The sequence below is a fragment of the Thiomicrospira pelophila DSM 1534 genome (assembly GCF_000711195.1).
In the GTDB taxonomy this organism is placed as follows: Bacteria; Pseudomonadota; Gammaproteobacteria; order Thiomicrospirales; family Thiomicrospiraceae; genus Thiomicrospira; species Thiomicrospira pelophila.
This window is the reverse complement of the sequence record NZ_JOMR01000001.1, coordinates 1,806,041-1,832,211: the sequence shown is the minus strand read 5'-3', so window position 1 is coordinate 1,832,211 and position 26,171 is coordinate 1,806,041. Positions and strand designations below refer to the sequence as shown.

Here is a 26,171-nt window from a genome sequence, read left to right as displayed (position 1 = left end):
TATCAGGTGATATAATCAAAAAAATTGGATGGAGTCCGCTCGGAATCCGCTTTAAAAGAGAGTGAATGGATATGCAACCAACGCAGTTACTGATTGTCGAAGATGATTTAGCTTTAAGCAAGATGTTAAGTTCGGTTTTGAGTTTAAAAGGCTACGATGTTCTAACGTCTGAAGATCGTTATAGCGCTTTGAAGGTTTTGGAAGATCATGTAGACATTCGTTGCGTGATTCAAGATTTGGGGCTACCGCCTAAACCTGACTCGATGGAAGCGGGGTTGGATACCATGCGTGAAATTTTGGAACGTCACCCGGCGATAAAAATTATTGTATTAACAGGTCGAGATAAACAAGAGGCCGCCGTGCAAGCGATTCGTCAGGGCGCGTTTGACTTTTTTGAAAAACCGGTTTCGGTGGAAAAGTTAGTCGACGCGATTGAGCGTTCTTTGATGTTCTTTGATGCGGAACGTAGTTTACAAGATGAAGGTACTTATGCGATTCACTTTAATTCGACTTTGGAAGAAGATGGCTTAAAAGTCACCAAAGACCATTTTGAAGCGCAATTGGTTAAACGTGTGCTTAATGAATCGGACTTCAATGTAAAAATGGCCGCTGACCGATTAGGTTTAAGGCGTGAAAATTTATATTATTTAATTCGTAAACACGGTATTGATTTGGATAGAGCAAACGCCTCTTAACTATGAGGCGCGTTAGAGTAAAGCTAAGCACCAGGCCTGGTGCTTAGCTTTCAATTTTATGCAGGGTTGGTTCAAAGCCTTGTTCTTTATATTCACGCCAGCGCTGGCGTCCTTTTTCAATGAGTTCCGCAGATTGATCTAATACCTCAATGGTGCGTTGATAATTTTGAAACTCCGAAGATAAGTTTGGATGTAAATTAATCAACACATCTTGACAGCTACGTGTAATTTCCGCCCCAAACAATTGAATAGGCGCAGGTAGCGCCTGTTCGACAGCGTGCGGCAGATAACTATGTGGCGGCTGAGCCCAAAGGGTCTGATCAAAGCGTTCAGCCTCTTGAATGTGTGCAAAACGCACGTCAACGCGACGTTTTTGCTGCTGAGTTTTAAGCAGCAGCTTAGTTAGAAAACGCTCACGCGAAGCTAGGTCGCTGCTGCTCAGCACATAAAAGACAACGTCTTGGCTCATTTTAGGATTGCGCTTGTTGAAGGATGAACTCAACTAAGGCGGGTACTGGGCGACCGGATGCCCCTTTGTTCGCGCCCGACTGCCAAGCCGTTCCGGCAATATCCAAGTGTGCCCATTTAACGTCTTTGGTATAGCGTGCTAAAAACTGAGCGGCAGTAATTGTACCGGCTTCGCGACCCCCAATGTTGGCCATATCCGCAAAGTTTGATTTAAGCTGCTCATCCCATTCTTCGCCTAGTGGCAGTTGCCAGAAACGATCATAAGTTGTGTTACCTGCTTTTAACAGTTGGTCAATCAATGCTTGGTCGTTCCCTAGTAAGCCCGAAACATGGTTGCCCAACGCAATAATACAAGCGCCCGTTAAGGTGGCGATATCAATCACCAGGCCTGGTTGGTAAGTTTGCTGTGCATAGGTGAGGGCGTCACACAATAACAAGCGACCTTCGGCATCGGTATTTAATACTTCAATGGTTTGACCCGACAAGGATGTAACCACATCGCCCGGCTTGACCGCATTGCCAGAGGGCATGTTTTCAGTAGACGGGATCACACCGACCACATTAATATTAGGCTTAAGCTCGGCCAATGCTTGGAATACACCTAGTACCGTGGCCGCACCACCCATATCGTATTTCATTTCATCCATACTGGCGCCAGGCTTAAGTGAAATACCGCCGGTATCAAAGGTTACGCCTTTGCCTACTAGTGCAATTGGGGCTTGATCCGCTGAGCCACCTTGGTATTGAATCGAAATCATTTTGGGTGGGGTGTCGGTACCCTGAGCAACTGACATAAAGGCCCCCATGCCCATTTCAAGCATTTGTTCACGCTCTAATACTTGAACGTTAAAGCCCGCCTGTTTACCGAGTTCAATCGCGGTTTCGGCCAAATAAGCGGGGGTGCAGAAGTTGCTCGGCATGTTGGCGAGGTCTTGGGTTAACGCCATGCCAATTGCGGTCGCTTGACCTTGTGACACCGCTAGTTTGTATTCTTGACTGTCTTCAGACATAAACGTGACTTGGCTTAATTTCGGGTCTTTGGCGGTATGTTCGCCACGGCTGGCGTGGGCATAGTCATAAAAACTACGTTGCAGAATTAAACTGTTTTGGAAAAGTCCCCACTGACCAAGCTGATCGCTTGGTGTCGCCAAATGAGTGGTGTCGAGAATCTGGCAAGCACCGCTGTTGTCAAGCGCTTTGGCCATCGCTTGGATTGCGCTAATATAGCTTTTAGCGGTCAATTTATCTGGGTCACCAAGGCCAACTAACAATAAGCGCGCACCATTGAGGAGGTTTTGATTTAATAGCATTAAGGTTTGACCGCACTTACCTTTAAAGTCATCTTGTGCATCAAGCTTTTCAATCAGTTCATGTAAACCAAAACTGGCGGCCGCACTAATAGATCGACCTTTGTCAAACACGGGTAAAACTAGGGTGTCGAAGTTAGTCAGGTTTGGATTGGGGATTAAGTTAAAATGGATTTTTTTCATTGTGTAATTCCTTTTCGGTCAGACATTTATAGACTGGGTTACTTTATAATGAACGAATTTATGAAACATTTTAACGTGAGCGAGCTCAATTTTGCGCATTCTCGATAAATATCTTTACAAAGAGCTGACGGCCACGTTTTTTGCGGTTTTGGCGGTGCTGTTATTAATCACCTTTGGTAGCGAAGCCACTCGATTATTGGCGAAAGCGGTAGAGGGCAAGTTGCCAGCCTCTATAGTATTTCAGGTTTTGCTGTTACAAATTCCGACGGCGCTGGAGTTGATATTGCCGTTGGTCGCGTTATTAAGCGTGATGTTAGCTATGGGGCGCTTATATCAAGACCGAGAAGTGGTGGTGTTAAATAGTTGCGGAATTGGCACGGGTTATTTTCAGAAAATCATGACGCGGTTTTTGATTCCGATGGTGCTTTTGACTGCGGCAGTAACCCTCTGGTTAACGCCTTGGGCCATTAAAACTGAGCGAGCTTTAATTGCCGAGGCGCAAGTGACGGCACCCTTAGCAGGCCTGGTGGAAGGACGGTTTAACACACTGCCGCAATCAAATGGTGTGTTGTATGCGCATACGATTGGTCGAGACGGGGAGATGACCGATGTTTGGATTCGTTTAGTTGAGGATGGGCGTGATCAAACGATCATGGCGCCGCGTGGCTTTTTTGAATGGAAAAAAGCTCGTCTCGCATTAGTGTTGTTGAATGGCGTGAGCTATGAAGGTTTATTAGGTGGTGAGCAATTAAGTGTGCGCGAGTTTGAGCGTTTTGATGGCTTTTTACCTGAGCTGCAGGCTAGTGTGGCGCAACCCAAACGCCAAGAAAAGAGTACACTTGAGTTATGGCAGAGCCAGGATATAGAAGAGCAAGCTATGTTGCAATGGCGTTTGGCCGTGCCATTAAGTGTATTGGTACTGGGCTTGGTGGCGCTTAAGTTGAGTAAGACTGAGCCACGGCAAGGTCGGTTTGCGAAGTTGTTTATTGCGATTGTTTTGTATGTGTTTTATATGCAATCCATGATTACGATTAGTGATTTGGTTAAATCCGGGAGTTGGCCTGTTGAGCTGGGACTGTGGGTGGTGCCCGTGTTGTTCTTGGTTTATGCGTTCGGTGGCTCATCCAAAATTTGGACAGGTGCTAATAAATTCAAGGCGGCAAAATGAATCGGATTGAGCGTTATTTAGGCGCGGTGGTGGTAAGCCATTCCTTGTTGGTATTGCTGGTATTGTTGGTGATTTTAGGGTTTGGCGAGTTCATGATGCAGTTAGGTCGCTTGTCGGACACCTATAGCTTATCGCAAGGCACCCTGTACTCCCTCCTTAAAATGCCTGTGTTTGGTTATGAAATTTTTCCGGTGGCTTTGTTAATTGGTACCTTGATTGGTTTAGGTGGCTTGGCGAATCATGCGGAATTAACAGTGTTGCGCGTGACTGGCTGGTCGATTGGTCGATTGTTCTGGGCGGTAATCAAAACCGTGATACTTCTTTGGGTAGTAGTGGCGATTTTTGGGGAATTAGTAGCGCCTAAAAGTGAGGCTTATGCGGTAAAAGTTCGAGCCGAAGGCTTGCAGAAAAATATATCGGTTGGGGGTGACGCCGGATTTTGGATGAAGGAGCCCAATCGTTTAATCAGTGTACAAAATGTGGTATCGACCCGTGAAATGCGAGGCATCACAATTTATGAGTTAAATGGGCAGTCGATCACGGGTGTGATTCAAGCTAAGCGAGCGCAATACGAAGGCGAGCAATGGAAACTTACTGACTTGAGCAGTCAAAAACTGGCGTTAGAGGATCAAGTGCGTTACGGTGAAGCTTTACGCAGTCTGAATTGGCAAGTATCTAAAAGCGCCAGTTTAATGGCGGTGTTTCCAGTCGATCCGGGGTTGTTAGAGCGACTACAGATTGAGTCGCGCTATCTTCGTGTAGATGAGCTGTACCGTTACATTCAGTTTTTACAAGCCAATGATTTGGATGCCAGTGTTTATCAATTAGAGTTTTGGCGCAAAGTGGCAACGCCGATTTCCATTTTGGGCATGATTGCGCTAGTGTTTCCGCTCATTTTTGGGTCTCAGCGCCAAGTTAGCATGGGGCAACGAATTTTTATCGGTGTATTAATTGGTCTCGGATTTCATTTGTTAAACCAAATGCTGGGTAATTTAAGTGTGGTGTATCAACTGCCGGCCATTATGGGTGCATTTGTGCCATCGTTGATTTTATTAGCGATTGCGTTTGTATTATTTAAGCGTCTGCGTTGATGCAATTACAACTCAACCAGCCGCTTAGCACCAAGCCTGGTGAAAGGAGTAGATATGACTAAGTCAACTTATCCAAAAGTTCAGTTAGCGGTGTCGAATTGTTTGTTGGGTGTGAAATGTCGTTATAACGGTGGTCATGCACAAGACGATTTTGTCACGGATCGGTTGGCCAAGTATGTCGACTTTGTACCTTTTTGCCCCGAAGATGCGGCGATGGGAACGCCTCGTGAAAGTGTGCGCTTATGTCGAGTTGACGGTGAGTTGCGAGTACTAGGTGGCAAGTCGGGTGCCGACTATACGGAAGGTTTATTGGATTATAATCATAAGATGGTCGCGCGTTTGCAGAAGAAAGGCATTGATGGCGCCGTGGTTAAATCTAAATCACCTTCTTGCGGCTTGGATCGAATCAAAATATATCGTCCAACCGGTGAGTGGTTGGGGTCTGATAAAGGTATCGGTCAGGGTTTGTTTACGCAAGCTTTGCAACAAGCGATACCCCACCTGGCGGTTGAAGATGAGGGGCGGTTGCAAGACCCTTGGTTGCGAGAAAATTTTGTTCTGCAGCTGTTTACGCAGGCACGCTGGCGCGTATTTTTGAGCCAAGCACCAGGCCTGGTGCATTTGCAAACCTTTCATCGTCAACATAAATTTTTATTGCTATCGAAAAATGAAGCGATTTACCGCAAGATGGGGCCGATTGTTGCTCAGGCCAGTTTGGATAACTGGGCGCAGGTTATCGAACAATATCAAACCTTGCTTTATCAAGCACTCGCGACTAAGACGCAGCGTAGTAATATGCTGAATGTTCTGGAGCATTTATATGGATTCGTTAAAAACCATTTAGGGCCTAGCCAGAAAGAATTGTATCGCGATACACTTGATGAGTTTCGGCAAGGTATTGTTCCCTTGGTCGCGATGATGAAGTTGTTACAACAATGGGTGGATGAATATGAAGTGGAGTATCTTCAAGATCAATTGATCTTTGATCCTTATCCAGCTGATTTAGCATTACGTTCGGATTTATTAGCCTTTAAAAATTTAATAAAAAAGACATCCTAATTGTTTAATTAACATGGCATTCCCAGATACAAAAAAGCCACGTTCTCGCGTGGCTTTTTTGTATCTCATTGATGTAGGCGTTTAAAACTCGAATTTTGGTTTAGCTTCAGCGTGAACTAAAGCGGGTACGTCGGTCTCAAATAAAGATTCTTCTAGCCACTCTTGGTCACTAATACGTGTTACCAATACGGCTTGCATAGCCGGACTTTGGCCTACAATTGCGAACAAGCGGCCGCCTAAGTTAAGTTGAGTTTTATAGCTTTCAGGTAGGGTGGCACAAGAGCCCGTGAGCACAATGACATCATAGGTTTGTTGATCCGGCCAAGCCTGGCTGGCATCCCCGAGTTTTAGGTCAATGTTATTAAACTGGGTTAAGCGTCCAGCGGCTGTTTTTTGTAGGCTTTCAAACAGTTCAACACTGGTTACTTGGTTTGCTAAGCTTGCTAACATGGCGGTCATGTAGCCACTTCCCGTGCCGACTTCTAATACCTTATCATCTTCATGCACATCCAGAGCCTGCATAATTCGCGCTTCCAACTTGGGAGCCAACATGAATTGGCCTTCTCCAATGGGTAGTTCAGTGTCTGAGTAGGCCAGAGTTTGTTGGTCAGCTGTCACAAAATCATGGCGTGGAAGCTCAGAAAGTAGATCGAGTACCAAGGGATCAAGGACGTCCCACGGACGGATTTGTTGTTCAACCATGAAAAAACGAGCTTGATCTAAGTTCATTGTATTACCCTTTATGTACGGTGTAACCGATTGAAACACGGTCGCTTTACACCTAAATAGTTTCGACTGTTTTGTGGACAGTATTTTGCAAAACGCTGATTATAGCGAAAATTTAATTCTATGGGGAGGAAACAGAGCGAATGCTTGACATGCTAGAGTTAAATTTGAAGTTCCATTTTTAATATTCGCTCAATTGTTTTGCTGTAAAATTTTAACCCTTTTGATTTGACTGGAGCGAGCGGGTGTCTCAAATTACAACCAAGCAGTTAGTGGGTGCACTGGCTGAAGTAAAGCGTTTGCCACATATGCCGGAGGCGTTACTTAAGCTTAATAAATTATTGTCAGATCCAGCCGGTGTACACGTGGATCGAGTGGCGCAAGTAATTATGCAAGACGTCCGTTTAACCACCGGCCTGCTTAAGGCGGTTAACTCCTCAAAATATCAAATGGGTAAAGAGATCACAACCCTGCCGGAGGCGATTGCGCGCCTGGGGGTGAATGATTTACGCGTGTTAGCCTTAGCCATTAATTATAGTGAGGCCTTTCAACCCGATCCGGCCTTGGATCAAGAGGTGTTTTTGCAGCATGGGCTATTGGCCGCGCATATTGGCTCTGGTTTAGCCAAGACAGCCGGTTTGAAAATGAACCCTTACTATGGGTTTATGATAGGGCTGATGCATGAAGTTGGCCAGTATATGTTGCTGCAAAGCGACCTTGTTGATTATAAAGCAGTACTGGAAGCCAGCCATCACAAGCTTTCAGCACTTGTGACCTTGGAGAATAAAATGCTGGGTTTTTCACACGCTAATATTGGCGCGCGTTTATTAAAAACCTGGGGGTTTCCTAAGGACGTTTACATGGGGGTGTTGGGTCATCACTCCCCACATTTGCTTGAAACAGACTTTCAGCGCCCGGCTTACGTAGGTTTTCTGGCCGAAGTCGGGGCCTTATATGTTCAGGGACGAAATGGGTTGGTTCAAAGTGATAGTGAAAAAATTAACGCTACAACCCTGCGGGTTTTAGAGCGTTTCAACCTAACCCAAGATACATTTTTGACGATTATTGACAAAGCTCAAGAGCTGGTCAATGCTTAGTTAGTCGACGAAATATAAGTTTAGCGGATTAAGTGTTTGCTTATTCCGTGCTATAATTTAACGTTTTCATTTTTCAATCAATTGGTTGTGAGAGATATATGCCCGTTATTACTTTGCCTGATGGCTCAAAAAAACAGTACGATTCCGCTGTGTCAATTATGCAGGTGGCGCAGGACATAGGTTCTGGCTTGGCGAAGGCGACGATTGCTGGGCGTGTTAATAATCGTTTAATGGACGCTTCAGATCTAATTCAAGATGATGCGAATTTACAGATCATCACGCTTAAAGATGAAGATGGCTTGCACATCATGCGTCACTCTTGTGCGCACTTATTAGGACATGCATTAAAGCAATTGCATCCAGATGCAAAAATGGCGATTGGTCCGGTAATCGATAATGGGTTTTATTATGATGTTGAAACCGAAGAATCGCTTACGCCAGATGACTTGAATGCCCTAGAGAAGCGTATGCAAGCTTTGGCCAAAACAGGTTACGTGGTTGAAAAGAAAATGACCCCTCGTGATGAGGTGATTGCCACGTTTAAAGCTCGTAATGAAGATTATAAGCTTGAACTGGTTGCTGATTTGCCGGATGAAAAAGCATTCGGTCTTTATCATCACGAAGAATATGTTGATATGTGTCGTGGCCCACATGTGCCGAATATGACACATATCAAAGCCTTTAAGTTGACTCATCTAGCGGGTGCTTATTGGCGTGGTGATTCTAGCAATAAAATGCTGCAGCGTATTTATGGTGTTGCATTTGCTTCAAAGCAGGAGTTAGCCGACTATTTAACCATGATGGAAGAAGCCGAGAAGCGCGATCATCGTAAACTTGGTAAATTGTTGGACTTATTTCATATTGAAGATATTGCGCCAGGTATGGCATTTTGGCACCCTAAAGGCACCACCTTGTATCGCGTGGTAGAAGATTACATGCGCGAGCAGCTGGGTCAGCATGGGTATGACGAAATTCGTACTCCGTTAATTATGGATCGTGTGTTGTGGGAAAAGTCCGGCCACTGGGACAAGTTTAAAGACAATATGTTCACTACGCATACTGAGCATCGTGATTATGCAGTCAAGCCGATGAATTGTCCCGGTCATATTATGGTTTATAACCGTCAGTTGCATAGTTATCGTGATTTACCAGTGCGAGTGGCTGAGTTTGGAACCGTGCACCGTAATGAATCGTCAGGTACGCTACACGGCTTAATGCGTGTGCGCTCGTTTACCCAGGATGATGCACATATTTTCTGTACCGAAGATCAGATTAAGTCGGAAGTTCAGGCTTGCATTGACATGGTTTACCGCACTTACGCTGATTTTGGTTTTGACCAAATTGAAGTTAAGTTCTCAACCCGTCCAGAAAAGCGTGTGGGTAGTGATGAAGTTTGGGATCGAGCCGAATCGGCTTTAGAGCAAACTTTGAAAGATGCCGGATTGAGCTACGACTTGCAACCCGGTGAGGGCGCGTTTTACGGCCCAAAGATTGAGTTTAGCTTGCGTGATTGTATTGGGCGTGTGTGGCAGTGTGGCACGATTCAATTAGACTTCTCAATGACACAGGCCGAGCGTTTAGATGCGGTTTATGTCGGTCAGGATAACGAAAAACATCACCCCGTCATGATTCACCGAGCCATTTTAGGTTCGTTGGAACGTTTCGTAGGGATTTTGATTGAACATTACGAAGGAAAATTCCCAACCTGGTTAGCGCCGACTCAAGTCGTGATCGCGCCAATTTCGCAAACCCATGCAGATTATGCGGCTAAATTTGCTGAAAATCTGAAAAAACAGGGGTTTAGAGTCGAAACAGACTTGAGAAATGAAAAGGTTGGGTTTAAAATTCGCGAACATACTTTACAACGTGTGCCTTATATTTTGGTCGTAGGTGACCAAGAAGTACAGGACGGCACGGTAAATGTGAGAGCACGAGGTGGAGATAACTTAGGAAGTTATTCTCTAGATGCCATGTTGGACTTGTTGATGCGAGATATTTCGAATCTAGGTCGTAATGTGGACCAAGTGCATTGAATATAATGGTTGGAGGATAAAACTATCGCTGTAAGAAGAGGTCGACCAAGACCACAACAACCCGAAGCACCTAAGGATAATATCAACGAAGCGATTACCGCTAAAGAGGTGCGTTTAATTGATCAGGACGGTGAGCAAGCGGGGATTAAATCCATTGCTGAAGCCTTAGAAATGGCGGCCGAAGCTGGTTTGGATCTAGTAGAAATTACAGCGAAAGCCGACCCGCCCGTATGCCGAATTATGGACTACGGTAAATATATTTATCAGCAACAGAAAAAACAGCACGATGCTAAGAAAAATCAAAAGCAAGTGCAAGTAAAAGAAGTTAAGTTTCGCCCAGGAACTGAGGAAGGGGACTATCAGGTAAAGCTTCGCAACCTGATGCGTTTTCTTGAACAGGGTGATCGCGTCAAGGTAACCATTTGGTTCCGTGGTCGTGAAATCACTCATAAGGAACTGGGAATGAAAATGTTGGCGCGTGTTCGGGAAGATGTTCAAGAGGTTGCGACCGTTGAACAAGAACCTAAGATGGAAGGTCGTCAGATGCAAATGATGATTGCGCCAACAAAAAAAGGTAAGTAAGTAAATTTTAATTTACTGAAACCCACTACAACAATCGGCTCTTAACCCTCGGGTTAATTGACTGGTGCAGCTCCCTCAGTGCTGTTCGTTGTTCCGACTGACCTCTTGACGGTGATACGTTGAGAGGTTGTTTGTTTAAAGGCAGACAAAATAGATAGGGTTGTTAACCACTAACTATAATGTCCAAATGCGGAGTTTGACATGCCAAAAATTAAATCACACAGTGGCGCAGCTAAGCGCTTCAAAAAAACTGGTTCAGGCCGTTTCAAGTGTAAACAAGCTCACTTGCGTCATATCCTGACTAAAAAGTCGACCAAGCGTAAGCGCCAATTACGTGCGCCTAACATGATCCATGACCACGATGTGGCAATGGTTCGTCGTATGCTACCGTACCTATAGTCAAGGAGATTAGAACATGGCAAGAGTGAAAAGAGGCGTTGTGGCGCGTAAAGCCCACAAGAAGGTAATGAAGGCTGCGAAAGGTTACTACGGTGCCCGTCGCAAGCAATTTACTACAGCCAATCAAGCGGTTATTAAAGCGGGTCAATATGCATACCGTGACCGTCGTCAAAGAAAACGTCAATTCCGTCGTTTGTGGATCGCGCGTATTAACGCTGCGGCACGCATCAATGGTATGACATATAGCCGTTTCATCAACGGCTTGAGCAAAGCGGGTGTAGCAGTGGATCGTAAGGTGTTGTCTGACATCGCAATTCATGATGCGCCAGCGTTTGCTGCGATAGCTGAAAAAGCGAAAGCGGCTTTAGCCTAAGCATCAAGCAAGGTTCAAAGGGAAGGGGCATCATGCCCCTTTTTTGTCACACATTTTAAAGTGAGTTATTTGTAAGTGGATTTAACCACCAGGCCTGGTGGCCTGAAATCGATTTACAAATGGTTTTACTATGGAAAAGTCTAATGCAATCAACCCTTCAAAACATTCTAGATCACGCCAAACAAACAATTGAGAAAACCACTGAATTGGCTGATTTAGATCAGCTGCGTGTCGAGTTCTTAGGTAAGAAAGCTCAAATAACTGGGCTTATGAAGACGCTCGGACAATTGAGTGCTGAAGAGCGTCCATTAGCCGGACAGTGGATTAACGAAGCGAAACAAAGCATTCAGCAGCTAATTGCTAATAAAAAAACTGAACTTGAATCGGCTAAGTTACAAGCTAAGTTGGCACAAGAGTCGATAGACGTCACTTTACCAGGCCGACGCTTAGACCTGGGTGGGTTGCATCCAGTCACACGTACATTGCGTCGTATTGAATCCTTGTTTTCTCGCTCCGGGTTTGAAGTCGCCACCGGACCTGAAATTGAAGATGACTGGCATAATTTTGGTGCTTTAAATATTCCAGAAACCCATCCAGCGCGTGCGATGCACGATACCTTTTATATTGACGAATCGACCGTATTACGAACTCACACCTCAGGCGTGCAAGTTCGTATTATGGAAAACAGTCAGCCACCGATTCGCATTATTGCGCCAGGTCGGGTGTATCGTTGTGACTCAGATCAAACCCATACCCCAATGTTTCATCAGATTGAAGGTTTGATTGTTGAAAAAGACGCCAACTTTGCGCAATTAATGAACTTATTGACGGACTTTTTACGTCATTTCTTTGAAGACGAAAAACTAAAAACCCGTTTTAGACCATCTTATTTCCCATTTACTGAGCCTTCGGCTGAAGTCGATATTGCGACTGACTTATTTGGTGACGGGCGTTGGGTTGAGGTGTTGGGTTGTGGCATGGTGCATCCAAATGTACTGAAAAATGTTGGCATTGACCCCGAAGAATATACTGGCCTAGCCTTTGGTTTAGGTGTTGAACGCTTAGCTATGTTGCGTTATGGCGTGAAAGATTTACGTCAGTTTTTTGAAAACGACTTACGTTTCCTAAAGCAATTTAAATAAGCAGGCCTGGTGCTTTGTTCGCAAGGCACAAAATCGAATTTTGAATGAGTTATAGCAATGAAATTAAGTGAACAATGGTTAAGAAGCTGGGTTAATCCAGATTGGGATTCAAATACATTGGCGGAAGCCTTAAGTTTAGCCGGACTAGAAGTCGATGCGCTTGAATCTGTTGCACCTGAATTTTCGGGTGTGGTGGTGGGTCAAGTGGTAGCGGTAGAGAAACATCCAGATGCTGAAAAATTGAACGTAACCAAAGTGGATGTTGACCAAGATGAGCTTTTGCAAATCGTGTGCGGTGCCCCCAATGTTGTGGTGGGGATGAAAGTTCCTTGTGCGGTAGTAGGGGCGAAACTGCCGGGTGATTTTAAAATTAAGAAAGCCAAGTTACGCGGTGTTGAGTCATTTGGCATGTTGTGCTCAGGCGATGAGTTGGGCTTAGAACAAGATTACGACGGCTTAAAAGTATTGGCCGAAGATGCCCCGATTGGTGAAGATATTCGCCGATATTTAAACCTAGATGACATGATGATTGATGTCGACTTAACACCCAATCGTGCGGATTGTTTAAGTGTTGAAGGTTTAGCGCGCGAGTTGGCGGTCGTCAGTGGTGCAGAATTCAAACAGCCTTATGCCGATTATCAAGTTAAGTCAGTAGGGGTGTGTAATCAGCAAGTCATGGTCGATAACCACCAGGCCTGCCCTAAATATTTGGGTTGTATCGTCGAGGGTTATGACGCCAACGCATCGACGCCGGATTGGATGATAGAGCGTTTAGAACGTTCAGGTTTACGCCCGATTAGTTTAACGGTGGATATCACCAACTATGTCATGTTGGAACTGGGTCAGCCGATGCACGCGTTTGATGCGGATAAACTCCAAGGCAAGATTCAAGTGCGTCTATCCAAACAAGGCGAATCAATTGTTACGCTAGATGGAAAACAACTCACGCTTAAAGATAATACCCTAGTAATTGCGGATGATTCAGGTGCCATTGCATTAGCCGGTATTATGGGTGGCCTGGCGACATCGGTAACCGATTCAACCCAGCGTTTATTTTTTGAATGTGCACATTTCTCACCTTTAGCGATTGTGGGTAAGGCTCGTCAGTATGGCTTGCATACCGATTCGTCACATCGTTTTGAACGTGGTGTCGATCCCTTGCTGCCTGAGCGAGCTTTAGCCAGAGCCTTGGACCTATTGGGGCAAATTGCTGGTGGCAAGGTTTCTGAGTGGGTAAAAGTAATGGATGTCAGCGCGATGCCACAAGCCAGCGTGATTGAATTACGTCGAGCACGCTTACATCAACTACTTGGTGCCGTAATCGAAGATCAGTTTATTACAGACATTTTGACTCGGTTGGGTTGTGATGTATCGTTAACTCAATCCGGTTGGCAGGTGGTTGCACCTTCTTATCGTTTTGATATGCAAATTGAAGTCGATTTGATTGAAGAAATTGCACGGGTGTATGGCTATAACAATTTGTCGTCATCTCAAGTGAATATGCCATTGAGTTTGAAGCCTTTACCTGAGTCGGAGCAAGACACACAAATGCTACGTCAGGCGATGGTGCAGCGAGGTTATCATGAGGTGATTACCTATAGTTTTGTAGAAGAAACTGCGTTGCAAAAACTTTCGCCTGAAATTCCTTATGTGTTGTTACAGAACCCCATTTCTGAAGACATGAAAGCCATGCGCACCAGCCTTTTCCCTGGTTTGTTGCAAAGCATTAGTTACAATCAAAAACGTCAACAAAGTCGCGTGCGTCTATTTGAAACCGGTTTGATTTTTAGCCGTGAAAATACAGAAATTCAACAAACCCCAGTAATCGGTGGTGCGATTTGTGGTGATGTGGCGCCTTTTGGTTGGAGTGAAAACTCGCGTTCGGTGGACTTTTTTGATTTAAAAGGTGATGTAGAAAACCTATTGGCGATGAGTCATTTGCACGGTCAAGTGCGTTTCGTCACTACTCAGTCACCAGAGTTTCATCCAGGTCAGTGCGCGGCGATTATGCTGGGCGACCAGCATGTTGGTATCATGGGTCAATTGCATCCACAGTGGCAAAAAAGCTTTGGTTTGAATGGCTCGGTATTTATGTTCCAGATCTTCATGGATAGTTTGTTAACCATGCAAGTACCGGTCGTGAGTGGCATTTCTAAATTTCCAGAAGTACAGCGCGACTTAGCCTTACTGGTGGAAAGAAGCGTCTCAGCCCAAGCCTTAACAGATGCGATTTATCAGGTTGATTCGGACTTACTTAAAAACGTGCAGGTATTTGATATTTACCAAGGACAGGGGGTAGCCGAAACTCATAAGAGCGTTGCCTTGAGTTTAAAAATCCAACACCATGATCGAACTTTACAAGATGAAGAAGTCGATGCGTTAATTCAAAAAATTATTGAAAAAACTCACCAAGCGGTGGGTGCCCAACTAAGATAAAGGATAAAATTCATGGCCACTTTAACAAAAGCCGAAATTTCGGAATCACTAGCGGATATGTATGGGTTTAATAAGCGTGAATCCAAAGAGTTAGTTGAACAATTTTTCGAAGAAATTACCGATGTATTGGTCGGTGGCGAATGCGTTAAAATTTCTGGGTTTGGAAATTTTGAATTGAGAGACAAAAACTCACGTCCAGGGCGCAACCCTCGCACTGGTGAAGAGGTGCCGATCACTGCTCGTCGTGTGGTAACCTTTAAGCCAGGACAAAAATTGAGAGCGCAAATAGATAATGCCTAGCACGAAATCCAGTACGCAACCGCAGTTAGAAATTAATCTACCGGACAAAAAGTACTTCACCATCGGTGAGGTCAGTCAGATTTGTCAGCTCAAATCTCACGTATTGCGTTACTGGGAGCAAGTGTTTCCTCAACTTAACCCGAACAAACGTCGCGGTCGGCGCTATTATCAAAAAGCGGATGTAGAGCTTTTAATTGAAATTAAAAGCTTGCTGCATGAGCAGGGCTATACCATTCCTGGTGCAAAAGCACGTTTAAGCCAAGCAAATTACACCCAAGACTTAATAGAAAGTGCGGTACAGGAAGATGTTGCTACTAATTCACTTGACAAAATTAAGCAGATCCATACCGAACTATTGACGTTTAAACGCTATATTCAACAACGCTACTGAGTTGAATGTTGATTTCAATGAACGCCTACTAAACCACTTGGTCGCCATTCCTGGTTAGACTTTCCAAATATTTCTGTTAACATTGCTTCGCTAAATAGGGCTTCTTTAAACTGGCTTAACGGCTGGTTTCAGATATTGAGCTATGTAGAATAAGCCCTAGTAATTGCCATTTTTTATTCTTTTCACAGGTAATCAGTGTGACGTCATCAGATCAAACCCCATCTCTCCAGTCGAAAATAGAAAGCTTTCTTATAGGGGAAAACCAAACTAAGTTAGTGCTGTTGGTTTTTTTCACGCTCATCATGATATTTTTATATTTATGGCCGGCCTTTTATTTACCTTTATTTGACATGGACGAGGGAGCTTACGCTGCCGTTTCTCGTGAAATGGTGTTAAGTGGACAATGGTGGGCCACTATGCTCAATGGCGAACCTTTCTTTCATAAACCCGTTTTGATGTATTGGCTACAATCAATTGGATTGGGTTTAGTCGGAGATGGCAACTTGGCTTATCGATTACCATCGCTTGTAGCGTTGGGTATTTGGTTGTGGGTCACTTTCAAGTTCTTACAGCGTCATGTCGACCACCAAACTGCCTGGCTAAGTATTTGGATAGGGTTTTTCAGCGCGGGCATGGCGGTAATTTTTAAAGCGGCCATTCCAGATGCATGGTTGATTCTATTTATTTCTTTAGCCATGTATAAAGCATTGGACTTCCTAACTAGTCAGCGTGAATCAGATTTAAATTGGGCGTTTATTTGGACCGGTTTTGGAATCTTAGCTAAAGGTCCAATTGCTTTAGTGGTTGTGGCCGGTGCGTTATTTGTACACCTGGTGATTGGGCGTAAGTGGATCACTTTAAAACAAATGATTTTAGCCTGGAAAGGGTGGTTATTACTGATACTGATTGCACTACCTTGGTATGTGCTACAGGTGGCGTTATTTGGCCAAGATTTTATTAACGAATTTTTTGGCGTTCATAATGTAGGTCGTTTTATGAACCCCATGGAGGGTCACAGTGGCAATCCACTTTATTACATTGTTGCTCTAGTATTTTTAACGTTGCCATTTTTTCCGTTACTGATTCAAGCTATGCGGCCTTGGTGGAACTGGTCTAAGCAGTCATCTCTATGGCAGGTGATGGGGATTTGGTTTTTATTGGTGTTAGTGTTTTTTACCCTCGCCGCAACTAAGTTGCCGCATTATTTAATGTATGGTGTGCCGCCGGTTATTATTGCGATGGCTTATTTTGTAAGACAAAACGGTACCCGTTGGGGCTTGGGATTAACCTTGTTGATAGTGGCTGCTTTCTTGGCTAGTGTACCTTGGCTTATAGAATGGTTAATGGCGAGCGAGAAAAACCCATATTTGGTTGAAACTTATGGTCAAGCGACACAATATATTACAGCCGGCTATTTTAGCTGGATGGCATTCTTAGCCATAGCAGGTCTATTACTTTTTTGGGTAAAGTGGGGGACTGCGACAAAAGTCGTGATGGCTGGTGTTGTAATGACCTTGGTACTGAACTACGCAGTTTTAAATTATGCAGCTGAGCTACAGCAAAAACCGATTGTAGAAGCCGCGAACTATGTGAAGGCAAATGAGCTTGAGGTCGTGACCTGTTGTATTGAAATGCCAAGTTTTAATGTGGTCGCAGAACAGTTGACACCGATGAGAATGCCAAAATCCGGTGAAATTGTATTTGGTAAAACCGACGTATTACAACGCAAATTTAAGGAATTAGAATGGGTATGGCAAGGCCGAGGTGTTGCGCTTGCTAAAGTCATTGAGGAATAAGTTATGCAATCAATAAAGTCGTCAATTTCCAGTCAGGGTCGTGGCGTGGTGTTATCGAATTTGGATCAGGATTTAGACTCACGTGTCGATTTATCGATTGTGGTGCCTTGCTACAACGAAGAAGCTGTCATACCGATTTTTTTAACGACGATTGAACCGATTCTAAAAAGTCTTGATTTAAGTTACGAGTTAGTATTTGTCAACGATGGCAGTCGTGATAACACTTTAGGTGTGTTACAGCAGGCCAAATTAGATTATCCGCAAATTCGCATCATTAACTTTTCGCGCAATTTTGGCAAAGAAGCGGCTCTATCGGCCGGTATCGATTTTGCTGATGGTAAGGCCCTGATTCCGATGGATGTGGATTTACAGGATCCGCCTGAACTTATTCCCGAAATGGTACGAATTTGGCGAGAAGACGGCATAGACGTGGTGCTTGCAAAGCGCACCGACCGGAGTAAAGATAGCTTTTTCAAACGCTGGAGTGCCAATTTTTTTTATCGCCTCAATAATAAGATTTCAGTTAACCGTATTCCAGAGAATGTGGGGGATTTTCGATTGGTATCACGTCGTTGTGTTGAAGCGATTAAGTTAATGGGTGAAACTCAGCGTTTTATGAAAGGTATTTTCGCATGGGTTGGCTTTAAAACACATACGATCGAATATCAGCGTGATGAACGTCAAGCTGGTCAAACCAGTTTTAACGCATGGAAACTTTGGAATCTAGCTTTAGAAGGGATTACCAGCTTTTCGACCGCACCATTACGAGTTTGGCTATACGTTGGTTTAGTAGCGTGGTGCTTATCTATTTTTTACGGTTCTTGGATCATTCTGCGCACCTTAATCTATGGTGTTGACTTACCAGGTTATGCTTCGATGTTTACCGCGATTTTGTTTTTGGGCAGCACGCAGTTAATTGTGTTGGGTGTCATCGGTGAGTATATCGGTCGCATTTACTTGGAAAGTAAAGGTCGTCCTTTGTACATTGTCGAAGACGAATACTAAGACGTGATCAAACAGTTAAGTCGTTATAGCTTGGTGGGTGTAGCGAACACGGCTGCGCATTGGATCGTATTTGCGCTGCTGTTTATGCTGGGCTTAAATCAAGCAACCTCAAACGGTCTTGCTTTTTTGGTGGCGGCTAGTTTGTCTTATGTTCTGAATGCGCATTACACTTTTGATAAGAAACCGCACAAAAAAGGCTATGCCTTCTTTGTCCTAAGCATGGGGTTGGTGAGTATTTGGATCGGTTGGCTCGGTGATGTGTTTGCCTGGCCAGTGATTCTTACGCTGGTATTGTTTTCATTGATCAGCTTAGTTTTAGGTTTCGCTTGGTCGAAATGGGTCATTTTTAAGCATTATCACTAGCCATTATTTCCAATAACGTCCTTTCAGTTACCGCTAAACAATCTCTTTATCTAATTGGCAATCGGCTTGGGTCTTGACAAGGGGTGTATAATATTCTTATTTAGTCGTTTTTATGCATTGGCCACTGAAGGAGCCTTTTATGTCGGATATTCCATTAACAAAACGTTCGGTTATGACCCTGTTTTCTGATCCTCGTAGTCCGAATTCTCATCGTGTCCGTTTGGTGGCAAAAGAAAAAGACATTCCAATGGATGTGATCGAAGTCGATCCAGATAATATGCCGGAAGATTTAGTGGAGTTAAACCCATACGGTAGTTTACCGACACTGGTTGATCGTGAATTGATTCTATATGATGCGCAAGTGATCATCGAATATTTGGATGAACGTTATCCACATCCACCGTTAATGTCGGTTGATCCGATCTCTAAAGCGCGCTCACGCCAGCAATTACGCCAAATTGAAACCGAATGGTATCCGTTAGTTGAAACGATTGTTCGCAATGAAAATGCTGATGCGGTCAAACGAGCGCGTCGTGATTTAACCGAACGTTTAATTCAGATGATTCCGGTTTTTGCACATAAAGATTTCTTTATGAGCGATGATTACACGCTGGTAGATGCAAGCTTGGCTGTATTGTTATGGCGTTTGCCTTCCTTAGGGATTGAGTTACCAAAATCGGCTAAAGCGATTACAGACTACTCAAATCGTCTAATGGAGCGTGAAATGTTTAATGAAAGCTTGTCGGATGACGAGTTGGATATGAATGACGCTTAAGCATTGCTTTAATCACTGATTAAGTTGCAAGTAATAGGATTTTTATCATGATTTCGAACCGCCCTTATTTGATCCGAGCTGTTTATCAATGGATTGTTGATAATGAGTGGACGCCTCATCTGCAAGTGGATGCTAACTACCCTGGGGTAGAGGTTCCGCGTGAATTTGTAGATGAAGGGTTTATTGTACTAAATGTGTCGCCTACGGCGGCTCAGGCGGTTGATTTGGGCAATGATTGGATTAGCTTTCGCGCGCGTTTTCAAGGTGTCGAACGTAAGATTGGGTTGCCGCCGCAAGCGGTGCATGCGATTTTTGCGCGTGAAAATGGTCAAGGTATGCCATTTCCACCGGAAGCTTACCCAGACGAATCGGCAACCCCAAGTAAATCTGACAAGCCTAAACGTCCGAGCTTAAAAATTGTCAAATAAGATCATTAACCAAACGGTTGAATCACATCTAACTCTTGAAACGCGGCCTTGACCGCGTTTTTATTTGGCTCCAGAAAAATCAGTTTTAAGTTCGGGCCCGCATCCATCGTAAAGTAAACCTCAACGCCTTGCTGGCGTAACTGCCAAACCTTTTGCATCGCCAATACAGACTCGGCTTGCCAGTACAATATAGGTGGCCAGGTTGCGATCATGGTGGCATGCATGGATAGGGCATTGTGTTCGGCGGTTTCGCCTATTAAGGTAAAGTCGTGCTCTTGAATCGCTTGTTGAATCAGCTTAACTTGACGTTCGGCCTGGGTTGGCCAGGCCTGGTAGAGCTCGCAAGTGTTGACGGTTTTCTGCATACCGGCCGTTGAACCTATCGGTTTTTCAGTCGTATCAATTTTGACTAAACCAATGCACAAGCCCGCCCAAGTTTCAGGTAAGGCTTCGGCAAACGAATCCATGCCATCTTCCGCTTGGCCTTTGTGCCAAATAGCGAAGCCATCAAACAAAGACCGACTTGCGCTACCACTACCTAAGCGCGCTAAAATCGACAGCGAACGCTGATTGAGCTGCCAGTCAAACAAATCATTTAAAGCTTTCACCAAGGCCGCATAACCGGAAGCGGATGACGCTAAACCTGCAGCCGTTGGCACGGAGTTAATGGTGTCGATTTTAAAATAATGATGAGCAGGACGAAACAAGTCCAAATAGCGGCTTAAACGTCCTGCAAATTCTGAATCCCCAGCTAAACGTTTGCCATTCAACCAGGCCTGGTCCTCAGTATTGTCGTTATTTTCAACTAAGCTCAAATGAGTTTGGGTTCCCAGCCCTGGCAAACTGATTGATAAGCTAGAATTGGTGGGTAAGTTAAGAGATACCTGACGTTTGCCCCAATATTTACTCAACGCAATATTAACCGGCGCTTCGCCAAAACCTTGTGCTTTAGTGGTTGATTTGCTCGGGATTAATTGCTTGATAATTTGTTGGGCGCTCAAGGCTTGGGAAGACTTCATAGGGTGACCTTGGGTTGGTGATTTGTAGTTGGCTGTGGAATACACTCAGCGGGACGTGAACTAATGCGGGTATTCATGATTTTATAGGGTGGCAGTGCGTCGATATGGCCGAAGCCTATAACGCAGTCACCCAATCCTGAACCGGATATCTTGGCAGCGGGCAAGCATTCGTTTAGTTGGTGAATAATGGCATCCAATGTCGGGTCGCTAACCCCTAGTTTGATCATGAGTTGTTGATAGTGTTTAATCTGCTGGTAAAAGGCTAGGTCTTGGGCTGAGTGTGTTTGCATCAAGACTTCATAAGCTGTACGCGTGCAGTCGCCCATTTGTTGATATAATTTTTCCAGTGTTTCGGGGCGATCCGCCCAAGTTTGGGCTACGTGGGCTAATACTTCGCTGGTGGGGGTTTTGTAGCCGCTATAAACCAGACAGACATCCAGCGGAATTTTGATGGGTTGAATGACTTGATGGCTGGGATCAAAATATACCAGTCCGCCGCTTAAGCTAGCCGCCAAATCCGCACCTGAACCACGACCTTGAATATCCAATATGCAGCGATGCCCAATCTCAAAACGTTGCCAAGTGGTTAAGGCTTGTTGGCTAATGCTTTCCAATCCAACTAGGCAAGCCGCTAACACCGCCGCCGAACTGCCTAATCCCCAATCATCTGGAAACTCGCTGTGAATGCGTAACGTCCAACCTTGAGATAGTTGAGGGGTAAAGGCTTTTAAAGCTGCCAGCACAAAGCGTAGTTTAGGATGATCTTCAATCTTGTTTAATGACGTGGTGAAATGTGCAAGTTCTGAAATAATCTCGAGCTGTTGATCGTCTCGTGGTGACCATTCAATATAGATACGCGGAATCAGGCTTGCGACTAGAGCGGGTTGGCCGTAAACCACGCTGTGTTCGCCCATAATCATAACGTTGGCGGGGGCGCTGCTTATATATTGAATCGTGTTTTGAGCAGGTTCAGACGGCATGAATTTTCCTCTAATCGGCTTGGCAGCGCGCGCCTTGTTGGTCGATTTGAATCTTTTGGCAAACAAAACCCCATTCCGTGCATAAGTCGGTCGGGTCTTGCTCGCAGATGGCCATCACTACCCCGGCTTGATCGCCTGCGATACTACCCGCGCCGCATACTTTGGCCGCGCAATTGGGGGTTTGCTGGAGTTGTTGAATGAATCGAACAACTTTATCAGGCACCACGCCAATTCGTTCCAACAAAGACTGATTCGTACGAATCGCCTGTTTTAAAGCCGCGCCATCGTGCGCGAGCCAAGCTTTATGGATTTCATTGGTACACTGGGTAAAGGTTTCCCATAAAGCCATATCTTCCGCATGCTGAGCTTTGACTTGGCTAACGCATTCACCGGTTGTCCGGCTGGGTTCACCGGTATCAATTAACCAGGCCTGGAAACGGTGCGAAGGTAAGTTTTGGAGTGCTTTGTGTTGTTGATAGCGCACTAATCCACCGTACAAAACACTCACTGGGTCTAAGCCGCTGGATTGACCGTGCTGTCGAGACTCCACAGTTTGCGCTAAAGCGAGTAGGGCGGATTCGTTTTGAATATTATGATGCTTAAACAGTCCACTTAACAGGCTTACAATAACCGATGCCGAACTGCCCAAACCACGCCCAACCCAAACATTGGAGTGGATATTGATTGTCCAGTGACCCGGCTCAAGTTGAAAATGCTGTTGGAAGTGAAATAAACACAAAAGTACCAGATCAAAAGGTTGCTGACAGACTTGGCGGATTGATTTTAAGCCTTTCTCGAAAGTCTTATAACGCGCTTCGATTTCTATAACTTGATCCCAAGCTTCGCTAAACGACCAGGCCAGGTGCTTGTCATAATCGGTTAATTGAATCTCGATTTTCTGATGTTTATTGGGTTGGAATGTGAGCTGAGACTCGGTGGTTAAATTAATCGCCATACTCAAAGCAGGCGCGCCGTATAGAACAGCATGCTCGCCACTGAGGATCAGTTTTGCGGGCACAGTACAGCGCGTTATCATGCTTTATTGACCCGTTTTAAGGTAACAACGTTTATGGTCTTGAATGCCGCTTAAACGGAAAGGCCCAGCATGGTATTCAGGGAAGGTAATATTGGCTTGGTTAGGCTCGCTGTGATGATACAAGTCTAGGTATTGTTGATAGGTGAGTGGACTGCGCGCTTCAATACTGCATTGATGCTCGCGAGTCATCAGCACGGATTGATAACCCGGCTGAATCACGCCACTAAAAAATTCGGCCACACAGCCAGAACCATAGCTAAAAAAGCCGATGCGTTGATCGTCTAAATGGGGTTTGTGGTCAAGTAGCGAGCAAAACCCAACAAACAGGGACGCACTGTAACTGTTGCCAATCACTCGGTTATAGACTTGGCTGGCGGCGACTTGTTGACTGGTTTGTTGATCCGTTTGCTTTAGACCGACTTGTTTAACCAATTGCTTGTGAGCTTTTTCAGCCATTTTTGTAAATGGAATGTGATAACAAAACTGTTGAATATCCTCAAAACTGCGACCGGTCTCTTCGGTGAAATGTTGCCAGGCAAACTTAAGGCTACTGAGATAAACTTTGGTGGAGTATTTACCGTCCACCAACGCGGTTTCGCGGTGATTGGGACGCCAAAAATCCATTACATCTTCTGTATGGTAACCCGATCCCGCCTCAATCGCTAAAATACGCGGCTCGGTTTTTATCAGCATAGCCACCGCCCCACAACCTTGGGTCGCTTCACCAGAAGTGTCTAAGTCGTAACGAGCGATATCCGCCGCAATTACTAATACTTGCTCTTTTGGATTGGCTTTAACGGTATTAACCGCCATCTGCAGGGCGGCGGCGCCAGCATAACAGGCGTGCTTGAGTTCAATCACGCGGCAACGATTTGGCAGATTTAACAGGCTGTGCACAAAGGCCCCTGCCGATTTAGATTGATCAACTCCAGATTCGGTGGCAAAAAAAACCGCACTGATTTTGTCGCGATCGACTTGGGCCAAAATAGGCTCGGCGGCTTTCGCTGATAAAGTCACGATGTCTTCATCCGGCGGAGCAATCGACATTTTTTCTTGGCCAATGCCGACCAGATATTTATCCACATCTTGGTTTTTTTGTTGCGCAAAAACATCCAACCCAAGATAAAAATCTGCGGTCGCAAAATGGATTAAATCTATGCCGACATTCTGACTCATAACCTAGGGTTCTTTCCGCCGTTAATGCGCAAAAGGTGCGCGTCGTTTAAAAATAGTGACTTTATGTTGGCCGCGCCCACTAAAAATTGCGCAACCTGAAACTCTTGTTTTAGTTGTTGTATCTTTTGCTCTACCGCTTGCGCTGACTCAATCGCTGGGGTGAGGAAGGGGGCGGCTAAACCACAGACACAGCCGCCCATTATAACCGATTTAACCATGTCAATACCATTACGAATCCCACCGCTGGCAAAGAACTTGGCTTGGTCTTGGTATGGGCGCGCCAGTTGCAGGGCTTGAGGGGTAGTGATACCCCAATCTTGAAACAACATGCCCAGATCTGACTGGGCACGATGCGCCTCTATCCGACTCCAAGATGTGCCGCCACGTCCAGCTAAATCAAAATACCGAATGCCCGCCTCTAAGCCGAGTTGAATATCGGCTGGTGACAGACCGCAGCCGACTTCTTTTAACACAATCGGCACCGGTAAATTTTGCGCTAGCTGGTGAATTTTATCGGCGAGCCCAGCAAAGTTTCGGTCTCCTTCTGGCTGAATCAATTCTTGCAACGGATTTAGGTGCAGAATGAGAGCATCTGCTTGCACAACATCTACCGCCGCGCGAGCTTCATCGACTCCAAACCCAGTGTTGAGCTGTACGGCTCCCAAATTGGCTAGTATTGGAATTGTGGGCGCATATTGGCGCAGTTCAAAACTTTTGCGCGCGTTTGGGTCTTGGATCATCGCTCGTTGCGAGCCGACTGCCAAAGCAACTTGTTGAGATTCGGCGGCTTGGGCTAAATGTCGATTGATGTTAACCAAATTATCCGAACCTCCGCCTGTCATGGAGGAAATCAGTAACGGAAAACTTAAGGGCTTTTCTAGTAGGGCACTGGATGAATCGAGTTGATCAAAATCGAGTTCTGGCAGGCCGCGATGGTTAAGCTGAATTGCATCAAAGCCGGATTGGGCGCGCTCAATTTCTCTATCTTGTAATAGATGATCAATATGGTCTTGTTTACGTTGGGTAATATTGTGCGACTGGCTCACGGGGCTAACGTTCCAGTTTTAGGTGAGCGGCCATAAGTTCGCCTGGGTTAGTTTGCGCCGCTAATAGAGACAGTTCGCCACATAAAGCGGTGGCGCCGGCAATGCAAGCCAGGCGTCGAGCATTGTCACCTGGTTGGGCTTGCGAGTTGGCGCAACCGAGTTGTTCTAAGTTGGCTTGCACAAAGTCCAAACCTTTGCCATTGCCTACTGTGCCAACAATCAAGTTGGGCAAAGTGGTCGAAAAATACAAGTCACCGTCAGGTGTCACTTCAGCATGGTTAATGGCTTGAGAGCCTTCTACGATATTGGCGGCATCTTGGCCTGTAGCTAAATAGAAACCCAGTAACATGTTGGCGACATGTGCATTTGCCGTACGTAAACCGCCGGACACGATTGAGCCGATGAGATCTTTCTTAATGTGTAAATCAACTAAGGCCTGCGGAGTGGTTTTCAAAAAACGGCTACAGAGTTTAGCTGGAATGGTGGTTTCGCAGACCACGTTTTTACCGCGCCCTAAAATACCATTGACCGCCGAGACTTTTTTATCCGTGCAATAGTTCGCCGAAATTGAGACATATTCCAACTGATTGTATTCTGCCAAAATCCATGGAATTAAAGTGTCGGCCGCTTGCGTTGCCATATTATGACCAGACGCGTCACCGGTGGTGAACTCCAGACGTAAATAAATCAAGTTGCCGATAATTTGGCTGTGGATATCAATCAGCTTGGCGAAGCGGCTGGATTGGCTCACTTGAACTTGCATTTCGTCTTTGCGCGCTTTCAAAGCCTGTAAACAACGATGGGCCTCCCCGGCGTGCGGCGCTTGCAACAAAATGGAGCGAGTCATGCGTTCATCTACCAATGTCACTCGAATGCCACCGGCATGTGCCGTCGTGCGTGCACCTCGTGCCACGGACGGCCATAAAGGGGTTTCATAGGTGGCCATTGGCACCATTAAGTCATCCGCAGTTACATCACCGATTAGCTTAAATGGGCCAACCGATTGCATCGGAATCTGGGCAAATTGAGAGGTCTGATTAGTCATGCGCGCCATTATAAACGAGAAACGCCAAAATACATAAATCCATTGAAAACAG

27 protein-coding genes are annotated in these 26,171 nt (G+C 45.2%); 18 read left to right on the top strand and 9 right to left on the bottom strand.

Annotated features, from left to right (window positions below; translation table 11 throughout):
* Window positions 1–65: 65 nt before the first annotated feature.
* Window positions 66–695, top strand: coding sequence for a response regulator (locus N746_RS0108820; RefSeq protein WP_051678603.1), 630 nt, complete (start codon window positions 66–68; stop codon window positions 693–695).
* Window positions 696–738: 43 nt separating this feature from the next.
* Here N746_RS0108820 and N746_RS0108815 read toward each other — a convergent pair whose 3' ends face one another.
* On the bottom strand, window positions 739–1,164 hold the full coding sequence (locus N746_RS0108815; protein WP_029935870.1) for a DNA polymerase III subunit chi: 426 nt from the start codon (window positions 1,162–1,164) through the stop codon (window positions 739–741).
* A 1-nt stretch (window position 1,165) separates the two neighbouring features.
* Window positions 1,166–2,653, bottom strand: a complete 1,488-nt coding sequence (locus N746_RS0108810; RefSeq protein ID WP_029935868.1) for a leucyl aminopeptidase — start codon at window positions 2,651–2,653, stop codon at window positions 1,166–1,168.
* Between the two features lie 91 nt (window positions 2,654–2,744).
* Between N746_RS0108810 and lptF the strand changes: the two genes are divergently transcribed.
* Genes lptF through N746_RS0108795 form a run of 3 tightly spaced genes read left to right on the top strand, consistent with a single transcriptional unit; the run spans window position 2,745 to window position 5,971 of the window.
* Window positions 2,745–3,821, top strand: coding sequence for an LPS export ABC transporter permease LptF (gene lptF, locus N746_RS0108805; RefSeq protein WP_051678602.1), 1,077 nt, complete (start codon window positions 2,745–2,747; stop codon window positions 3,819–3,821).
* Window positions 3,818–4,912: an LPS export ABC transporter permease LptG gene (gene lptG / locus N746_RS0108800; protein ID WP_029935866.1), complete on the top strand. Its 1,095-nt coding sequence runs from the start codon at window positions 3,818–3,820 to the stop codon at window positions 4,910–4,912. Before lptF ends, lptG begins: the two co-directional genes overlap by 4 nt.
* Window positions 4,913–4,966: 54 nt before the next feature.
* Window positions 4,967–5,971, top strand: a complete 1,005-nt coding sequence (locus N746_RS0108795; RefSeq protein ID WP_029935865.1) for a YbgA family protein — start codon at window positions 4,967–4,969, stop codon at window positions 5,969–5,971.
* Between the two features lie 81 nt (window positions 5,972–6,052).
* Here the strand turns inward: N746_RS0108795 and N746_RS0108790 are convergent, their stop codons facing one another.
* Complete coding sequence (locus N746_RS0108790) at window positions 6,053–6,700, bottom strand: protein-L-isoaspartate O-methyltransferase family protein (RefSeq protein ID WP_029935863.1); 648 nt, start codon at window positions 6,698–6,700, stop codon at window positions 6,053–6,055.
* Window positions 6,701–6,942: 242 nt separating this feature from the next.
* Between N746_RS0108790 and N746_RS0108785 the strand changes: the two genes are divergently transcribed.
* From N746_RS0108785 to N746_RS0108720, 14 genes are all read left to right on the top strand, one after another.
* Window positions 6,943–7,794, top strand: a complete 852-nt coding sequence (locus tag N746_RS0108785) for an HDOD domain-containing protein (protein ID WP_029935861.1) — start codon at window positions 6,943–6,945, stop codon at window positions 7,792–7,794.
* 98 nt (window positions 7,795–7,892) lie between these two features.
* Window positions 7,893–9,827 (top strand): threonine--tRNA ligase, encoded by a 1,935-nt coding sequence (gene thrS / locus N746_RS0108780; protein WP_029935859.1) that lies wholly within the window; start codon window positions 7,893–7,895, stop codon window positions 9,825–9,827.
* 24 nt (window positions 9,828–9,851) lie between these two features.
* Window positions 9,852–10,409, top strand: coding sequence for a translation initiation factor IF-3 (gene infC, locus N746_RS0108775; RefSeq protein WP_029935857.1), 558 nt, complete (start codon window positions 9,852–9,854; stop codon window positions 10,407–10,409).
* A 201-nt stretch (window positions 10,410–10,610) separates the two neighbouring features.
* On the top strand, window positions 10,611–10,808 hold the full coding sequence (gene rpmI / locus N746_RS0108770; protein WP_029935855.1) for a 50S ribosomal protein L35: 198 nt from the start codon (window positions 10,611–10,613) through the stop codon (window positions 10,806–10,808).
* A gap of 16 nt (window positions 10,809–10,824) precedes the next feature.
* Window positions 10,825–11,181 (top strand): 50S ribosomal protein L20, encoded by a 357-nt coding sequence (gene rplT / locus N746_RS0108765; RefSeq protein ID WP_029935853.1) that lies wholly within the window; start codon window positions 10,825–10,827, stop codon window positions 11,179–11,181.
* 143 nt (window positions 11,182–11,324) lie between these two features.
* A complete protein-coding gene (gene pheS / locus N746_RS0108760) occupies window positions 11,325–12,323 on the top strand; it encodes a phenylalanine--tRNA ligase subunit alpha (RefSeq protein WP_029935851.1) in 999 nt (332 codons plus the stop codon).
* Window positions 12,324–12,380: 57 nt separating this feature from the next.
* Window positions 12,381–14,759, top strand: coding sequence for a phenylalanine--tRNA ligase subunit beta (gene pheT / locus N746_RS0108755; protein ID WP_029935849.1), 2,379 nt, complete (start codon window positions 12,381–12,383; stop codon window positions 14,757–14,759).
* 12 nt (window positions 14,760–14,771) lie between these two features.
* Window positions 14,772–15,059: an integration host factor subunit alpha gene (locus tag N746_RS0108750; RefSeq protein WP_029935847.1), complete on the top strand. Its 288-nt coding sequence runs from the start codon at window positions 14,772–14,774 to the stop codon at window positions 15,057–15,059.
* Complete coding sequence (locus tag N746_RS0108745; RefSeq protein ID WP_029935845.1) at window positions 15,052–15,450, top strand: MerR family transcriptional regulator; 399 nt, start codon at window positions 15,052–15,054, stop codon at window positions 15,448–15,450. The genes N746_RS0108750 and N746_RS0108745 overlap by 8 nt, the downstream gene beginning before the upstream one ends.
* Window positions 15,451–15,647: 197 nt before the next feature.
* Window positions 15,648–17,246, top strand: coding sequence for an ArnT family glycosyltransferase (locus tag N746_RS0108740; protein ID WP_029935844.1), 1,599 nt, complete (start codon window positions 15,648–15,650; stop codon window positions 17,244–17,246).
* A 3-nt stretch (window positions 17,247–17,249) separates the two neighbouring features.
* Window positions 17,250–18,251: a glycosyltransferase family 2 protein gene (locus N746_RS0108735; protein ID WP_081836014.1), complete on the top strand. Its 1,002-nt coding sequence runs from the start codon at window positions 17,250–17,252 to the stop codon at window positions 18,249–18,251.
* Window positions 18,252–18,254: 3 nt separating this feature from the next.
* Window positions 18,255–18,614, top strand: a complete 360-nt coding sequence (locus N746_RS0108730; protein ID WP_029935840.1) for a GtrA family protein — start codon at window positions 18,255–18,257, stop codon at window positions 18,612–18,614.
* Window positions 18,615–18,753: 139 nt separating this feature from the next.
* Complete coding sequence (locus tag N746_RS0108725) at window positions 18,754–19,389, top strand: glutathione S-transferase N-terminal domain-containing protein (protein WP_029935838.1); 636 nt, start codon at window positions 18,754–18,756, stop codon at window positions 19,387–19,389.
* A 47-nt stretch (window positions 19,390–19,436) separates the two neighbouring features.
* Complete coding sequence (locus tag N746_RS0108720; protein WP_029935836.1) at window positions 19,437–19,817, top strand: ClpXP protease specificity-enhancing factor; 381 nt, start codon at window positions 19,437–19,439, stop codon at window positions 19,815–19,817.
* A 5-nt stretch (window positions 19,818–19,822) separates the two neighbouring features.
* Here N746_RS0108720 and mvaD read toward each other — a convergent pair whose 3' ends face one another.
* The 6 genes from mvaD to N746_RS0108690 are packed head-to-tail and all read right to left on the bottom strand — an operon-like array spanning window position 19,823 to window position 26,119.
* Complete coding sequence (gene mvaD / locus N746_RS0108715) at window positions 19,823–20,836, bottom strand: diphosphomevalonate decarboxylase (RefSeq protein WP_029935835.1); 1,014 nt, start codon at window positions 20,834–20,836, stop codon at window positions 19,823–19,825.
* A complete protein-coding gene (locus tag N746_RS0108710) occupies window positions 20,833–21,816 on the bottom strand; it encodes a mevalonate kinase family protein (protein WP_051678601.1) in 984 nt (327 codons plus the stop codon). The genes mvaD and N746_RS0108710 overlap by 4 nt, the downstream gene beginning before the upstream one ends.
* A 10-nt stretch (window positions 21,817–21,826) precedes the next feature.
* The gene (locus N746_RS0108705; protein WP_029935831.1) at window positions 21,827–22,834 is read right to left on the bottom strand and encodes a mevalonate kinase family protein; all 1,008 of its coding nucleotides are present in this window, start codon (window positions 22,832–22,834) and stop codon (window positions 21,827–21,829) included.
* Between the two features lie 21 nt (window positions 22,835–22,855).
* Entirely contained in the window at window positions 22,856–24,028 is a 1,173-nt protein-coding gene (locus N746_RS0108700; RefSeq protein ID WP_029935829.1) for a hydroxymethylglutaryl-CoA synthase, read from the bottom strand.
* Window positions 24,025–25,074 (bottom strand): type 2 isopentenyl-diphosphate Delta-isomerase, encoded by a 1,050-nt coding sequence (gene fni, locus N746_RS0108695; RefSeq protein ID WP_029935826.1) that lies wholly within the window; start codon window positions 25,072–25,074, stop codon window positions 24,025–24,027. The genes N746_RS0108700 and fni overlap by 4 nt, the downstream gene beginning before the upstream one ends.
* Before the next feature lie 4 nt (window positions 25,075–25,078).
* A complete protein-coding gene (locus N746_RS0108690) occupies window positions 25,079–26,119 on the bottom strand; it encodes a hydroxymethylglutaryl-CoA reductase (protein WP_029935824.1) in 1,041 nt (346 codons plus the stop codon).
* Window positions 26,120–26,171 lie beyond the last annotated feature (52 nt).